The sequence below is a fragment of the Amycolatopsis sp. NPDC041971 genome (assembly GCF_055588925.1).
In genome coordinates this window covers 161,372-176,806 of sequence record NZ_JBVJCE010000009.1, presented here as the reverse complement: position 1 = coordinate 176,806, position 15,435 = coordinate 161,372, and the positions used below count along the sequence as shown (strand labels likewise).

Genomic DNA, 15,435 nt, shown 5'->3' with positions numbered 1-15,435 from the left:
GATGTATCCCAAGCTCACCGATGACCTGACCGACCTGTCCGAATTGCTGATGGCCACCCGGGACGCGGCCGAACGTGCGCTCACGAGCCTGGACACGCGTCCGGTCGCCGCGCGAGCACCCGAGGTCGGTGCCGCGCCGACGCCCGTGGCCGGGATCGGCACGGCCGGCGCGCTGACCCGGTTCGAGGAACGCTGGGCACCGTGGTTCTCCGGCAGCGCCGGCCCGAGGTACTTCGGGTTCGTCACCGGCGGCGCCACCCCTGCCTCGGTGGCCGGGGACTGGCTGACCAGCGCGTATGATCAGAACGCGGCCTCCGGAGGAGACTCGGCCGCGGTCGACTTGGAACGCGAGACGACCGGCTGGCTCGCGGAACTGTTCGGCCTGGGCACTGAACACCACGGCGCATTCGTCACTTGTGCCACGATGTCGAACTTCGTCGGCCTCGCGGTGGCCAGGGAATGGCTCGGCGAACAAGCCGGCATCTCGGTGACCCACGCCGGCGTCCGCGCGCTCGGCCCGATCCCGGTGCTCTCGGCCACCCCGCACTCGAGTGTCTACAAAGCACTGTCCATGTTGGGCATCGGCAGGGACCAGCTGACCCTGGTACCCGCGCTGCCCGAGCGGGAGGCGGTGGATGTCGACCGCCTCGCCGAAGCCCTCGCGGCGCTGGACGGACAACCCGCCATCGTGGTCGCCAACGCCGGCACGGTGAACACCGTGGACTTCGACGACCTGCGCGCGATCGCGGCGCTGAAGGAGCGGTTCCCGTTCTGGCTGCACGTGGACGGTGCTTTCGGCGCCTTCGCGGCTCTGTCACCCCGGCACCGCGAACTGGTCGACGGCCTCGCGGAAGCCGACTCGGTCTGCGTGGACCTGCACAAGTGGCTGAACGTCCCGTACGACGCCGCGGTGCAGTTCACCCGGCGCCGCGACCTCCAGTTCGCGGCGTTCAAGAACGTCGCGGCCTACCTGCCGCCGGCGGTCGGCGAGCCCGCGTACGCCGACCTGACCCCCGAGAACTCCCGGCGATTGCGAGCGCTGCCCACGTGGTTCTCACTGGTCGCCTACGGCCGGGAGGGACACCAAGAGATCGTCGACCGCACCACCGCGCTGGCCGCCCGGCTGGGCAAGCGGCTGGCCGGCGAGCCACGGCTGCGGCTGCTGGCGCCGGTCCGCCTCAACGTCGTCTGCTGCACCCTCGCCGACAACCCGACCCAGGAACGGGTCGACGCCCTGGTTCGCGCGGTCACCGGCAGTGGCGAGGCCGTGGTCACACCGACCGTGTACCACGGCACACCCGGCGTCCGGGTGGCGTTCAGCAACTGGCGCACCACCGAGTTCGACGTGGACAGACTCTGCACGGTGCTGACCACGGCCGCGGAGCGAGTCGCCGACGAGGGGAATTCCGAACCGAACGGCTACTCACCGCGTTGACGAACGGCGAGACCGCGCCAAAATCCCTATCGGTCGGCAGCCGCTGGGCGATCCCGACACTCGTCAGCAGGACCTGGACTCTGGCTTCTACGACGCTTGCACCGGCCCGGAGCGCGAGAAACGCCACCACTTCCGTCACTGGAAGCCCTCGGTTATAAGCTTATCTTCGAATCCTCCGCTATCATGACGACAGCCAGCCCTGGCTCCGCCGCCCTCCGCCGAGGCTACCCACCTGCTAACGGGTCCGATTTTCGGATCAGGTGAGGCCGAGCCGGTGAACAGCTTCCGACCTCGGCGGCACGCGCGCCTGCCCGACACGCCAGGTCAAGACGTACCACAGTGGACAGGCAGGCAGGCCTGACACGGTTGACGGCACCGGTCATGGCGAAATTCCGAGTGCTGGTGCTCGCAGGCTTCGGTCGGCCAACGCCTTGTCGTCTCTCCCTCGTTTTCCCCGCACGCCACAGCCGGTTCTGGCCGGTCCGACTCACTCCACAGGAGATCCTCCATCAGTGTTCCAGTCGTTCTGCCGCACGCCGTCAGCGCTCCTCGTTCTCTCACCGATGTGTACGGTCCGGGCATCGCCGTCTGCGCGCGGCCCGAACTGGCGGCCGCCGAACCAGTGAACAGGCACCGCCACAGCCGCGACGTAGTCTCCGCGCGACCGATCGCCGTCGCGGCCGACACGCCGGTGATCTGCAGCGCCGGTGGCACGGATCCGGATCTGCTGGCACACCTGCGGGACAGCGGCCTGCCTGTCGGCACGGACCTGCGCGAGTTCCGAAGCGAAAGGGAATTCGCCGCCCGCGTGACCGAAGCGGTGTCCGAAGGCCTGCTGATGTCGATGGAGTATCCGCAGCCGACCGCGCTGTGCCCAGACGAACGCGCGCTCAAAAGCGCGCAACTCGTCGGCTACTTGAACAACAAAGCCAGCATCACCACGTTGGTCGAACCACGTTTCCAAGCGCACCGCAGCGTCGTGACCCGCGCGCAACTCGCGGAGGCGGCACCGGCGGAGAAGTCGTGGGTGCTCAAGGCCGCGACCAACGACGCGCACGGCGGCAGCCTCGATGTCTATCTGCACCGGGCCGACGAGCAGATCACGCTCCCGGCGTTCACCGATGTGCTCAACGAGTTCGTCGTCGAGGAGTACCTGCAGATCCTGCGCAACTGGGGCCTGCAGTTCTACGTGGGAGCGGACGCGCGGGCTCGCCTGCTGGCCGTGACCGAACAACGCGTCGACGCGATAGGGGTCTATTCCGGCGGCAGATTCGGTGCGGTCGCCTCTCCTCCTGCCGAACTGCTCACCGAATGCCTGGCGATCACCCAGCGGGCGGCCGATGTCGGCTACCGCGGCCTGTGCAGCCTTGACTGCGCCCAAACCCAGGACGGCCAGCAGGTCGTGCTCGACCTGAACTTCCGGATCACCAGTGGCTCGATCCCGTTGCTGGCGATGCAGTCCGTCCGCCCCGACGCCCTCGACCGCCCCGCCGAGTCCGTGAAGCTGACCGTCGCCGGCGCCCTCACCGACCTGCTCACCGAGCTACGCCCGGCATTGGCCGCCGGCGGCCTGCTCATCGTCGCCGGTCATGACACCGGCCACACGGACGATCCGATCAGGCGAAGCACCTTGCAACTGCTGGTCCTCGGGGACGACCCCGACGAGGTGACCGCTCGACGCCGTACGCTGGAAGAGAAAACCGGCCAGTAGTAACGCTCGGTCGTGCCACAGAGCGGCTCCGCCACGTTCAGCGCGACGGTGCCGCCCGTGTGGGCGCGGGACGAGGCCGAACTCGACGCCGAGGTGCGGCGCGTCGACTACCTCGGCCTCGAAGGCGACTGGCGAACCCTGAGTCAGGTCACGTCATCGCGACCAGGGTCCGCCGGTTGCCCGTGAACGGCTCGCGGCCGTGGGCCATCAGCATGTTGTTGATCACCATGATGTCGCCCGGCTGCCACGGGAACGCGTAGCTGACCTCGTCGTAAGTGGCCTTGATCGTGTCCAGGTCCGCCCGCGGAATCGGCGAGCCGTCGGCGAAGAGCGCGTGGCGAGGCAGGTCCTCCTCGGGGTACAGCTCCAGCAGCGCTTCGCTGACCTCCTCCCCCAGACTCGAAACGTGGAACAGGTTGGCCTGGTTGAACCACACCGTCGCGCCGGTGTGCGGTTCCACGACGAAGGAAGGACGCACGTGCCGCGTGCGCAGGCCCTCGTCGGTCCACTCGTAGGTCTGCCCGTTGCTGGTGCAGTAGTCCGCCACCACCTGGCGGTCTTCGGTCTGGAACGCCTCCTGCCAGGTCAGCCCGAGGCCTTCACGGAACGCCCGTGCGTAGGTGACGCCGCCCGCGAACCGCTCGCGCAGATCCGACGGCAGCAGGCGGTACATCGCGCGGCTGTCGGCGATCGGCGTCGCGCCGCCGGTTTCGGCCGCCGTGTCGCACAGGAAGAACAGGCGGGCCGGCCAGTGCGCCGAGTACGAGTTCTCGTTGTGCATCGGGATCGACTCGGCAGGCGGGTACTCCGTCGAGGTGTAGATGTTGCCCGAGACCGCCGACCGCGGCGTCGACCGTTCCGTGTAAGTCAGCAGCGAGCCGCCGATCTCCTCGGTGACCTGGTTGAACATCGTCAGGTCGGCCGGCATCCCGCGCAGCAGGATCGCGCCGTGCTCGCGTAGCCGGTCCTGCAGCGCTTCGCGGTGCGCGCGCACCCAGTCCAGGCCTGTGGCCGCGTACACGGTGAGCTTGGTGTGTTCGTTGCCCTCGACGTTGTTAGCGCTGCGGGCGCTGCCGAGGTTCGCCGTGAGTTCGGCGGTCATGAGTCCTCCAGTTCGAATCGGATCAGCTTGGCGGCCTCGGCGTGCAGCGCGGCGAGGTCTTCGAGATCGGCGAACCCCGCGGCGAGCACGTTCACCGCGTAGATCTCCTGGTCGTCGGTGAGCAGTTGGCCGGGCCGCACGATCGTGACGACCTCCAGCACCTCGGGCAGATCGGCGACCTCGTCGGTGCCCTCGACACGGACCAGCCGCCCGGCGCCCTCGGCGTAGAAGATCAGGTAGCCCACCGGCACCGGCAGGCCCGCACCTCGCGCGGGCGGTGGCGTGCCCAGTGCCAGAGACACGGCTTCGGCGATGACATCGATACCGGTCGCGAGCTTCAGCAGCACCGGCTGGGCGCCGCCGGCCGGGCGGCCCGCGTTCACCTCGACGATCGTCGGGCCCAGCTCGGCGTCGTCGATCAGCTCCAGGTGAGCGCAGGTGTTGTCCAGGCCCAGCGCGAGCGCGGCGGCCGTCGCCGCCGCGAACAGCCGTTCGGTGTCCTCTTCGGACAGTTCGAGCGGCGGGCAGACCATACCCAGTTCGAACTTGCGCTCGTCGATCAGCGGCTTCTCCACCACGGCCACCGGCTCCGCGACGCCGTCACGCACCAGGACGTCGACCGCGAACTCCGGCCCACGCAGCAGGCCTTCCACGAGGAACACCTTCACCGGGTCGATCGGCGCCGGTCCGCCACCGATGAGCCGGTGGTACCGGGCGTCCTCCGACAACGGCAACCGCTCGGCCAGCAGCCGGTACGCGGCCGCCAGTTCGTCCACAGTGGACACAGTACGCACGAGATTGCTCGCCGCGCCGTTCACCGGCTTGACGATCGCCGGGAGCCCGACCGCCGAAGCCACCGACTCCGCCTCGGCGGCCGACGAGATCAATGCGCTGCGCGGCCCCGGCAACCCGGCTGCGGCCAGCACCTGCCGGACCGCGAACTTGTTGTGCGTCACGGTGAACACCGACGCCGGACACCGCGCCACACCGAGCAGCTCGGCCGCACGGGCGACGCTCGCGATGATCCCCTCGGCGGCGGTCACCACCCCAGCCGGACACGCGGTCCGCGCTCCGATCGCCTCGGCCACGGCTTCGGCGTCACGGACGTCGTCGACGAAAACGAAGCCGTCCACCAGTTCCGTCAGCTGTGCCTGTTCGGCCGGTTCCAGAGGCTGGGTGACCAGTTCGGCCCCCAGCCCGGTCGCGCGCACGGCGGCCACGACATCGGCGATCCACTGACCGGCGGTCTCCCGGACCACGAACGCGGTGTTCACACGTCCTCCAATTCCAGCCGGACGAGCTTGCTCGCCTCCGCGTGCAAGGCGGCGAGGTCGTCGTGATCGGCGAACCCGGCCACGACGAGGTTGACCGCGTAGATCTCCTGTTCGTCGGTCAGCACCTGTCCTGGCGACACGGTGGTGACGACGTCGATCACCTCGGGCAGCTCGGCGATCTCGTCGAGCCCGCCGATGCCGGTCAACCGGCCCGAACCGGCCGCGTAGAGGATCAGCATCCCCAGCGGGATCGGCAGTTTCGCGGGTTCCCGTATCGGCGGCGGAGCGCCCACCGCGAGTGCCGCCAGCTCGGCGAACACGTCGATGCCGGTGCGCAGCTTCGCCAGCAGCGGCATGATCGACCCGGCGGGCCTGCCCGCGTTGACCTCGACGATCGTCGGGCCTCGGTCAACGTCGTCGATCAGCTCGACGTGGGCACAGGTGTTGTCGAGACCCAGCGCGCGGACGGCGGCGACCGCCGCCGCGGTGACCAGTTCGGCCCGGTCGGCGGTGAGCCCGGCGGGCGGGCACGACAGCGCCAGCTCGAACTTCCGCTCGTCGATCAGCGGCTTGTCGAGGATCTCGACCGGCTCGGCCACGCCGTCGCGGACCAGCACGTCCACCGCGTACTCCGGGCCGGAAAGCAACCCTTCGACGAGGAACGTCGCCGAAGGATCCAGTGTCCCCAGTGGACGGTGGTAGCGCGGATCCACCGACTCGGGCAGTCGCGCGGCCAGCAGCTCATACGCGGCAGCCAGTTCATCCACAGTGGACACGGTGCGGACAAGATTACTGCCCGCCCCGTTGACCGGTTTGACGATCGCCGGGAGCCCTACCGCCGAAGCGACCGACGCCGCCTCGGCGGCCGACGAGATCAGGGCGTGCGCGGGTCCGGGCAGCCCGGCCGCGGCGAGAGCCTCCCGGACGGCGAACTTGTTCGCGCACAAGGCGAACACCGACGCCGGACAGCGCGCCACCCCGAGCAGCTCCGCGGCGCGGGCGGTGTTCGCGATGGCGCCGTCCGAGCCGGTGAAGATGCCGGCCAACGCACCGCCGTCGATCTCGCGGACCTTCGCCGAGACGGCTTCCGGGTCGTAGACGTCGTCCAGTGTGACGACGTCGTCCACCACGCCGTCCAGCGCGGCCCGTTCGGCCGCTTCCATCGGCGGGGCGAGCAGCACCACGCGGTGCCCGGCCGCCCGCATCGCAGGCGCGACTTCGCCGACCCAGTGCCCGCGGGCCTCCCTGATCAGCACTGCCGTACTCATGAGGCCTCCTTCCCGGCGAGCTTCCGCTCCCGTTCCTGCGCCCCTACCAGGTCGTCCGGCAGTGAATCGGGCACCTCGGTGTCGAACCGGCGCAGCCGCCGCATCGAGAACCCGCCCACGTTGATCAGCAGCAGGATCAGCGCGAAGACGACATAAGCGAGCCCGATGCCCCGGGTCTCGCCGGTGCCGAGCACGGCGCCCGCCGACCCGGTCAGCGCGCCGCCGGGCGCCAGTAGCGGCGAGAACCAGCCGACGGCCAGCGGAGCCAGCACGGCGAACCCGATCGGCAGCGTCGACCACGTGATCGTCTGGTTGATCGCGAACACCCGGCCGTGGAACCGCTGCGGCACCTTGACCTGCACCAGCGTCGCGTAGATGCCCTGCGACACGGACATCGCGGCGGCCAGGAGGAACACCCCGGCCGCGACGACGATCAGCGACGGCCGCAGGCCCATCACCAGGCTGCCGAGCGCGATGCCGATGTTGCCGGCGAGCACGCCGACCATCCGCCGGTGCCGCGGGCCGCCCCACAGCGCCATCCCGATCCCGCCCGCCACCGCGCCGACGGCCTCGGCCAGCGCCACCTGCGCGACGTCGGTGACGGAGCCGAACGACAGCACGAGCGGCGAGACCAGCACCAGCGCGGGTGCGAGGAAGACGTTCGCCAGCGCGAAGTACAGCAGCATCGTGCGGAAGCCGCGGTGGTTCCACGAATACCGCAGTCCGCCCGCGATCGCCGTCAGCAGCGGTTCGCGCGGGCGCCAGCCCATCATGTCCGGGAACCGCACCAGCAGCAGGCCCACGATCGCGAACGCGTAGCTCGCCATGTCCAGGATCAGGATGCCGGACAGCTGGATCGTCGCCAGCAGCCCGGCCGCGAGCACCGGCATCAGCAGCTGGGCGAAACCGGTGGACAGCTGCGCGAGGCCCATCGCGTGCCCGAGGTACTGCTTCGGCACCAGCTGCGCCACCGACGACTGATAGGCGATGCGCTGGAACGAAGCGGCCACCGAACCGAGCGGGATCAGCACGTAGAACAACCAGAGCTGGACGTGCCCGGTGATCAGCAGCAAGGCCAGGGCCAGCTGGATCCCGCCGGCGACGCTGCTGGCCGCGATCATGATCCGCCGCCGGTCGCCGCGGTCGACCAGTGCGCCCGCCACCGGCAGGACGAGCACGCCGAACAGCAGCGCGAGTGCCCACAGCAGGCCGAGGTCGGCGACCGAGCCCGTGCGGGTGTAGAGCCAGATCGGCACCGCGAACGACGTCAGCGCCGAGCCGGTCGAGGACACCAGCTGCCCGATCGTGATCGTGACGAACCGGGCCATACTCGGCCGCACGGCGGGTTTTTCGTCCACTTCTGCCCGATGGGTCTCGTGCACCGCCCAGGCCGCGTCTTCGCCGCGGGCCCGGACGTCGAGTTCACCGGGGTCGTCCAGCGCCGGGTGCACCCGCGTGACGATCTCCGCGAGTTCGTCGGCCCGGTAGCGCAGGAAGAAGTGCCCGGCCCGGTCGAGCACCACGAGCGCGGTGGTGTCGGTGAGGAACTCCCATTCCCGGTACCGCTCGGCGTAGTAGTCGGTCACCGGGTCCTCGGAGCCGACCACCGACACGATCGGCGCGCGCAGCTTGGCCACGCGGGCGTCGAGCAGGCCGCTGAAGTACTCCTCGGCGGCGCGGCTGTCGGCGCGCATGTTCGTGATGATCCGGTCGGCCTGCGCCGGGTCGAGGTCGTCGGTGTCGACGCCCATGCCCTTGAGCCAGTTCGAGTAGTACCGGTTGCTGCGCAGCTTCTCCAGCCTGGTGCGCAGCGTGCCCACCGGACCTTTCATGCGGGCGAACGGGAAGATCGCGCCGATGTAGACAACCTCCAGCTCGCGGCCGCGCTCTTCGAGCAGGCGGGCGACGGCGACGGCGAGCGCGTTGCCGACACCGCAGTGGCCGTAGATGGCCAGCGGGCCGTCGACGCGGTCGAGGATCTCGTCGGCCAGCCGCGCGACCAGGTCGTCGAAGGGCAAGGCCTCTTCGGACAGTCCGACGTCGTGGCCGGGAATGGCGACCGAGTAGAGCGAGTAGCCCTCCGGGAGCGCGTCGGCCAGTGGCTGGTAGACGATCGCGCTGCCGCCGCCGTAGGGGAAGCAGACGTAGGTCAGCGTCCGCCGCGTCGTCGGCTTGGTCAGCTCGTACAGCAGATGGCGTGGCCGGTCGGTGGGGTCACCGTCCATGAAGGACGCCAGTTCGCGGATCGTGCGGTGCTGGAACAGATCCATGACGCCGACCTGACCGGCGCCCGCCTTGCCGATCCGCGCCACCACCTGGGTGGCCAGCATCGAGTGGCCGCCGAGGTCGAAGAAGTCGTCGTCGACGCCCAGCTCATCCACCTTGAGCACGTCCCGCCAGATCTCGGCCAGCAGGATCTCGACCGGGGTCGACGGCGCGACCAGTTCGTTGGTCGCGTCACGGGACGCGACCGGAGCGGGCAGCCCCTTGCGGTCGAGCTTGCCGTTCGGGGTGAGCGGCAGCTCATCGAGCGGAACGAACGACGGGGGCACCATGTAATCCGGGAGGCTCTGCTTGAGCGCCGCCCGCAGCGCGCCGGGCTCGGCGTCGCCGACGACGTACCCGACCAGCCGCTTGTCCCCCGGTGTGTCCTCGCGGACGATCACGGCGGCGTCGCGCACACCCGGCTGGGCGCGCAAGGTCGTCTCGATCTCCCCCAGCTCGATGCGCAGGCCGCGCAGCTTGACCTGGTGGTCGATCCGGCCCAGGAACGCGATCGTCCCGTCCGGGCGCCAGTGCGCGAGGTCGCCGGTGCGGTACATCCGTCCACTGTGGAACGGATCGGGCACGAACCGCTCGGCCGTCAGCTCCGGACGGTTGTGGTACCCGAGGGCCAGGCCGACGCCGGCGATGTGCAGTTCGCCGGGCACGCCGACCGGGCATGGCCGCCCGGCGGGATCGAGTACGTAGATCCGGATGTTCTGGATCGGCGCCCCGATCGGCACCGACGCGACCTCGGCGAGCGCGGCGGGCGTGCAGTGCCAGGCGGTGACGTCGATGGCGGCTTCGGTCGGGCCGTAGAGGTTGTGCAGCTCGCACTCCGGCAGCCGCCGGGTGAACTCGCGGGCGGCGTCGAGTGGCAGTTCCTCCCCGCTGCACACGACCCGCCGCAGCGCCGTGCAGGTCTCGACACCTTGTTCGGCCAGGAACAGCGTGAGCATCGACGGCACGAAGTGCGCGGTGGTGATGCCTTCGGACGCGAGCAGCTCACGCAGGTACGCGGCGTCCTTGTGGCCGCCGGGTTCGGCGAGCACGAGCCGCGCGCCGGTGCTCAGCGGCCAGAAGAACTCCCAGACCGACACGTCGAATCCCGCCGGGGTCTTCTGCAGCACCGAATCGGTGCCGTCGAGGTGGTACGCGCGCTGCATCCAGTCGAGCCGGTTGACGATGCCGCGGTGACCATTGGGCACGCCTTTCGGCAGGCCGGTCGAGCCAGAGGTGTAGATGACGTACGCCGGGTCGTCCGGTCCGGCGAGCGGCTCGGGCGGAGTACCCGGCTGCCCGGCCGTTTCGGCAGGGTCGTCCACGACAACGACGGTCGCGTCACCCGGCGGCAGCGTCTCGCGCAACGCCGCCTGCGTCACCACGACGGGCGCGGCAGCGTCCCGCAGCATGAACGCCAGCCGGTCGGCCGGGTACTCCGGGTCGAGCGGGACGTACGCGCCACCGGCTTTCAGTACGCCGAGGAGCGCGACGACCAGCTCGAACGACCGCTGCGCGAACACGCCGGTGAGCACGCCCGGCCCGACGCCGAGCCCGCGCAGCCGGTGCGCGAGCCGGTTGGCCCGCTCCTCCAGCTCGCGGTAGGTCAGCGACGCGCCGCGGAAGGTCACCGCGGGTGCTTCCGGCGTCCGAGCTGCCTGCTCCTCGACGAGCGCGTGCAGCGTGGTCTGCGGGAACTCGGCCGTCGTGGCGTTCCAGCGCTCCAGGACGAGTTCGCGCTGCCCGGCGTCGAGGATGTCCAGTTCGGACAGCCGCCGGTCCGGGTCGGCGACGATCGAGCGCAGCAGCGTGACCAGCCGCCCGGCCATCCCGTCGACCGTGTCCGCGGTGAACAGCGCCGTGTTGTGCACGAACTTGCCGATCAACCCGCTTTCGACCTCGATCGCGTGGAACTCGAAGTCGAACCGGGTCGCGGGCAGGTCCATCGGCAGCCAGCGGAAGTCCACATCGGACTCCCCGGCCGCGCCCATCCGGCCCATCTCGTAGTTCTGCAGCACGAACATCGCCTGGAACACCGGCGAGCGGCTGACGTCGCGGGGCACGCCAAGCGCGTTCACCAGCCGCTCGAACGGGACGTCGGCATGGTCGAACGCGTCCAGCACGTGCCGCCTGGTGCGTTCGAGCAGCTCGGCGAACGTCGGGTCGCCTGCCAGCTGGGCACGCAGGGGCAGCATGTTGATGAACATGCCCGCCACGCCCTCCAACTCGGGCAGGCCGCGCCCGGCCGACGACGAGCCGATCGCGAAGTCCTCCTGGCCCGAATACCGCGCCAGCAGCACCTGGTAGGCGGCGAGCAGGGTCATGAAAAGCGTGACTCCGTGCTCGCGGCTCAGCTCGCCGAGGGCACGGGCGAGGTCGCGCTCGACGAAGAACTCGTGGATCGCGCCGTCGAAGCTCTGCTTGGCGGGGCGGGGCCGGTCGGTGGGCAGCTCCAGGGGCTCGACCCCGGTGAGCTGCGCCCGCCAGTGCTCCAGCTGCCGGTCGAGTTCGCCACCGGTGAGCGTGCGGCGCTGCCAGTGCGCGAAGTCGCCGTACCCGATGCTCAGCGCGGGCAGTTCGGCCGTGCCGCCGGTGCTCAGGGCGTGGTACCGCGCGGCGAGGTCCCGCAGCAGCAGGTCGACCGACCAGCCGTCGCCCACGATGTGGTGCGTGCACAGGACAAGCAGGTGCTCCTCGTCGGACACCCTGGCCAGGGTCGCGCGCAGCAGCGGGCCCGCGGCCAGGTCGAACGCCTCGGCCGCGGCGGCGTCGACGGTGGCGCGGGCCGCTTCCTCGCTCCCGGAGTCCACAATGGACAAACTGACCTCGACCGATGGTTCGATGTGGACGGTCGGCTGTCCGTCGTCCCCGGCCGGGAACCGCATCCGCAGCGCCTCGTGCCGCGCCGGCAGGGTGTCCAAAGCGGACTGAAGTGCGGCGACGTCGAGTCTGCCGGTCAGCCGGATCGGCACCGGGATGTGGTAAGACCCGGTGCCCGGCGCGAACTGCTCCATGAACCAGACGCGTTCCTGCTGATAGGACAGTGGGACGACGGCGTCGGCTGGGCGCGGCGTGATGGTCGCGGCCCGCTCCGTGCGCCGTCGCAGCCGCCGTTCGAGCAGAGCGCGGCGCGCGGCCGCGCTGCCGGCTTCGTCGATCGCGGTCATGAGAGCTCACCTTCGGCCAGCTGGCGCTGGATTTCTTCGTCGCTGAGCTGGTCGAGGTCCTCGGCGAGCCGCCGCTCGATCTCGGCGGCGAGTCCGGCGACGGTGGTGAGAGAGAACAGCCCCCGCACCGGGATGTCGACTTCGACCTGTTTGCGGATCCGAGCCATCGCGCGGATCGCCAGCAGCGAGTTGCCGCCACGGGCGAAGAAGTCGTCGTGCGCGCCGAGGTCGTCGACGCCGAGCAGGTCGCCGAGCACCTCGGCGACGAGTTCTTCGGCCGCGGTCCGGGGTGCGACGTACACCGGCGCCTCGCCGGGTTCGGGATCCGGCAGCGCGGCCCGATCGAGTTTGCCGCTGGCCGCCACCGGCAGCGCGTCGAGTGTCACGAACCGGGTCGGCACCAGGTATTCCGGCAACGTCTTCCGCAGGGCCTCTGCCACTCCCTCGGCGCTGCCGACGACATAGCCGACGAGTGTGTCGCCGCGGACCGCAACGGCCGCGTCCCGCACCTCCGGCAGCTCGCGCAGCGCCGCTTCGACCTCGCCGGGCTCGATGCGGTAACCGCGCAGCTTCACCTGCTCGTCGACGCGGCCGAGGTAGTCGAGCGTGCCGTCACGGCGCCAGCGGACGAGGTCGCCGGTCGCGTACACCCGGCCGTGCGGACCCTCGGTGAACTTCCCGGCGGTCTGGTCCGGCAGCCCGAGGTAGCCGCGGGCGAGCTGCGACCCGGCGACGTACAGCTCACCCGGGACGCCCGGCGGCACCGGCCGCCGCCGCTCGTCGAGGACGTACACGCGGGTGCCGGGCACCGGGCGGCCGATCGGGACCGGTCCGGACGGCAGTTCGTCCCCGGGTTCGATCCGGTGCACGACGCAGCCGACCGTGGCCTCGGTCGGGCCGTACTCGTTGACGACGAGCGTGCCGGGGTGCCGTTCCCGCCACGGCTGGACGGTCTCGGCGGTCAGCGCTTCGCCGCCGAGTACCAACTCACCCGTCGGGAACAGCTCCTCGGCGAGGACGGCGAGGTGCGTCGGGGTCGCCTTGACGAACGTCGGGCGGCCGCCGTCGACCACCGCGCCCCCGGCGGTGAGGGTGCCGAGCAGCGTCGTCACGGTGAGGTCGAACGACGGCGACGTGTGCAGCAACGCGCGTCCGGCCAGGCCGGGATACGCCTCACGCGCCCAGGCCAGGTACGTGTCGACGGCCCGGTGCTCGACCTCGACGCCCTTGGGCTTCCCGGTCGAACCCGACGTGTAGATCACATAGGCGACGTCGCCCGGCCCTGCCGCCGGTTCGGGGTCTTCGGTGGCCGCGGCGGACCACTCGGCCGGGTCGTCCAAGGCCAGCATCTTGGTGTCCACTGTGGACTCTCCGGTGACCAGCACGAACGGGACGCCCGCGTCGGCGAGGATCAGCGCCTGCCGGGAGGCCGGGTTGGCCGGGTCGAGCGGGACGTAGGCCGCGCCGCTCTTCAGCACCCCGAGCACACCGGTCAGCAGGTCCGCCGAGTTCGGCACACACACGCCGACGACGGTGCCGGGGCCGGCGCCCAGATCGCGCAGCCGGTGCGCGACGCGGTTGGCTCGCGCGTTCAGCTCCCCGTAAGTCAAGCGAATCCCGCCGAAGTCGACGGCCGGCGCGTCCGGGGTCCGCCGCACTTGGGCCTCGAACCGGGCGGGCACGGTCGTCGCGGCCGATTTAGACACAGTGGACAGTTCCCCCGGGTTCCACCCGGTCAGGACCAGCTCTCGCTCGGCGTCCGACAGCAGCGGCAGGTCCGCGACCGACTGAGCCGGATCGGCCAGCGCCGCGGCGAGCAACCGCAGGTACCGCTCGGCCACGGCTTCGGCGGTCTCGCGGTCGAACAGGTCGGTGCGGTAGACGAGCCTGCCGTCCACGGCGGTCAGGTCGATCGCGATGTCGTCCTTCGCGGTGGCCGAGCGGATCGGCTCCAGCCCCGAATCGGGCAGGAAGTTGAACCCGAGCTGATATACCGGCTGCACACCGGGATCGCGCTCGGCCACGGCCGCCTCGGCGACCGCCTGGAATGGCACCTGGCTGTGGTCGATCGCCTCCAGCAGCGTGGTCCGGACCCGGCCGACCAGCTCGGTGAACGCAGGTGCGCCCGAACAGTCGACACGTACGGCCATCTGGTTGACGAACATGCCGATCAGGTCGGCCAGCTCGGGCAGGTCACGGCCGGCGACCGGGACGCCGACGACGACGTCGTCCACTCTGGACAGTCGCGACAGGAGTGCCGCGTAACCGGCCAGCAGCACCATGAACGGCGACGCCGAGAGCTCTCGGCTCAGGTCACCGACCCGGTCGATCAGTCCGTCCGGGAGGGTGAAGTCCACCTGGTCACCGGCGAACGTCAGCTCCGACGGCCGCGGCCGGTCGGTGGGCAGGCCGTGCACCGGCGGCAGCCCGGCGAGCTGCGTCCGCCAGTAGTCCAGCTGTTCACCGGCCGTTTCGAGCTGCCCGCGCTGCCAGGCCGAGTAGTCCGCGTACTGGATGGACAGCTCGGGCAGCTTCGGCTTGCGGCCCTCGAACACGGCGTCGCACGCCTCGCCGAGCTCGGATCCCAGCACCAGCACCGAGGCGGCGTCGAACACGGTGTGGTGCACGACGAACGTGAGCACCCACTCGTCGTCGGCCGTGCGGCACACCTGGGCCCGCCACGGCGGCGGCGAGTCGAGCGGGATGGCCCCGCGCGAGACGGCGGCGACGAGTTCGGCGAGCCGGTCATCGCGGGCGTCGGCGGGCAGGTCCCGCAGGTCGTGCACCTCGGGCTCGATCGGAACCTCGGCGTGCACCACCTGTACGAGCGCGCCGCCGTCCATGCGGAACGACGTGCGCAGCGCCTCGTGCCGCCCGACGATGACGCCGAGCGCGGCGCGCCACTGGTCCGCGGTCAGCGGGCGGTCCAGCCGGGCCTGGCAGTGCAGGTTGTACACCGGGGACGCCGGGTCGAGCTGACCGGACAGCCAGATCCGCTCCTGCCCGAACGAGGCCGGGAACGTCCATTCCTTCGTGTCGCTCATGGTTTCCTGTTCTCAGTTCTCTGGTGGTGAACCCGGTGGTGGCGTGGTGGGTCGGGTTGGTCGTGGGGGGGGGGGGGGGGGGGGGGAGAAAAAAAACAAACCCACCACCCCCCCACCCCCAAACGACTAGACAGCGCCGGGAGGGGGGGGGGGCGCGTTGATGCTTTTTAGT

General features: G+C 70.5%; 8 protein-coding genes. 3 read left to right on the top strand and 5 right to left on the bottom strand.

The window, feature by feature from the left end; translation table 11 throughout:
• The first annotated feature begins 1 nt into the window (after position 1).
• The 3 genes from ACZ6DT_RS19850 (at position 2) to ACZ6DT_RS19840 (ending at position 3,332) form a co-directional block, all read left to right on the top strand.
• Complete coding sequence (locus ACZ6DT_RS19850) at positions 2-1,435, top strand: pyridoxal phosphate-dependent decarboxylase family protein (protein WP_465596972.1); 1,434 nt, start codon at positions 2-4, stop codon at positions 1,433-1,435.
• A 565-nt stretch (positions 1,436-2,000) separates the two neighbouring features.
• Positions 2,001-3,146: a hypothetical protein gene (locus tag ACZ6DT_RS19845; protein ID WP_465596970.1), complete on the top strand. Its 1,146-nt coding sequence runs from the start codon at positions 2,001-2,003 to the stop codon at positions 3,144-3,146.
• A gap of 12 nt (positions 3,147-3,158) precedes the next feature.
• Positions 3,159-3,332 carry a hypothetical protein gene (locus ACZ6DT_RS19840; protein ID WP_465596967.1) on the top strand — a complete coding sequence of 58 codons (174 nt, stop codon included), beginning with the start codon at positions 3,159-3,161 and terminating at the stop codon, positions 3,330-3,332.
• Here the strand turns inward: ACZ6DT_RS19840 and ACZ6DT_RS19835 are convergent.
• The 5 genes from ACZ6DT_RS19835 to ACZ6DT_RS19815 are packed head-to-tail and all read right to left on the bottom strand — an operon-like array spanning position 3,295 to position 15,263.
• The gene (locus tag ACZ6DT_RS19835; protein WP_465596964.1) at positions 3,295-4,248 is read right to left on the bottom strand and encodes a TauD/TfdA family dioxygenase; all 954 of its coding nucleotides are present in this window, start codon (positions 4,246-4,248) and stop codon (positions 3,295-3,297) included. The two genes, ACZ6DT_RS19840 and ACZ6DT_RS19835, sit on opposite strands and share 38 nt — an antisense overlap.
• On the bottom strand, positions 4,245-5,522 hold the full coding sequence (locus tag ACZ6DT_RS19830; RefSeq protein WP_465596961.1) for an ATP-grasp domain-containing protein: 1,278 nt from the start codon (positions 5,520-5,522) through the stop codon (positions 4,245-4,247). The genes ACZ6DT_RS19835 and ACZ6DT_RS19830 overlap by 4 nt, the downstream gene beginning before the upstream one ends.
• Entirely contained in the window at positions 5,519-6,790 is a 1,272-nt protein-coding gene (locus ACZ6DT_RS19825; RefSeq protein ID WP_465596958.1) for an ATP-grasp domain-containing protein, read from the bottom strand. The genes ACZ6DT_RS19830 and ACZ6DT_RS19825 overlap by 4 nt, the downstream gene beginning before the upstream one ends.
• The gene (locus ACZ6DT_RS19820) at positions 6,787-12,219 is read right to left on the bottom strand and encodes a non-ribosomal peptide synthetase/MFS transporter (protein WP_465596955.1); all 5,433 of its coding nucleotides are present in this window, start codon (positions 12,217-12,219) and stop codon (positions 6,787-6,789) included. Before ACZ6DT_RS19820 ends, ACZ6DT_RS19825 begins: the two co-directional genes overlap by 4 nt.
• Positions 12,216-15,263: a non-ribosomal peptide synthetase gene (locus tag ACZ6DT_RS19815; RefSeq protein WP_465596952.1), complete on the bottom strand. Its 3,048-nt coding sequence runs from the start codon at positions 15,261-15,263 to the stop codon at positions 12,216-12,218. The genes ACZ6DT_RS19820 and ACZ6DT_RS19815 overlap by 4 nt, the downstream gene beginning before the upstream one ends.
• Between the last annotated feature and the right edge of the window lie 172 nt (positions 15,264-15,435).

What these genes read in the sequence shown, in the direction of transcription:
- ACZ6DT_RS19815 (WP_465596952.1), bottom strand. Translation starts at nt 15,263, where the DNA reads ATGAGCGACACGAAGGAATGGACGTTCCCGGCCTCGTTCGGGCAGGAG.
- ACZ6DT_RS19850 (WP_465596972.1), top strand. Translation starts at nt 2, where the DNA reads ATGTATCCCAAGCTCACCGATGACCTGACCGACCTGTCCGAATTGCTG.
- ACZ6DT_RS19825 (WP_465596958.1), bottom strand. Translation starts at nt 6,790, where the DNA reads ATGAGTACGGCAGTGCTGATCAGGGAGGCCCGCGGGCACTGGGTCGGC.
- ACZ6DT_RS19835 (WP_465596964.1), bottom strand. Translation starts at nt 4,248, where the DNA reads ATGACCGCCGAACTCACGGCGAACCTCGGCAGCGCCCGCAGCGCTAAC.
- ACZ6DT_RS19820 (WP_465596955.1), bottom strand. Translation starts at nt 12,219, where the DNA reads ATGACCGCGATCGACGAAGCCGGCAGCGCGGCCGCGCGCCGCGCTCTG.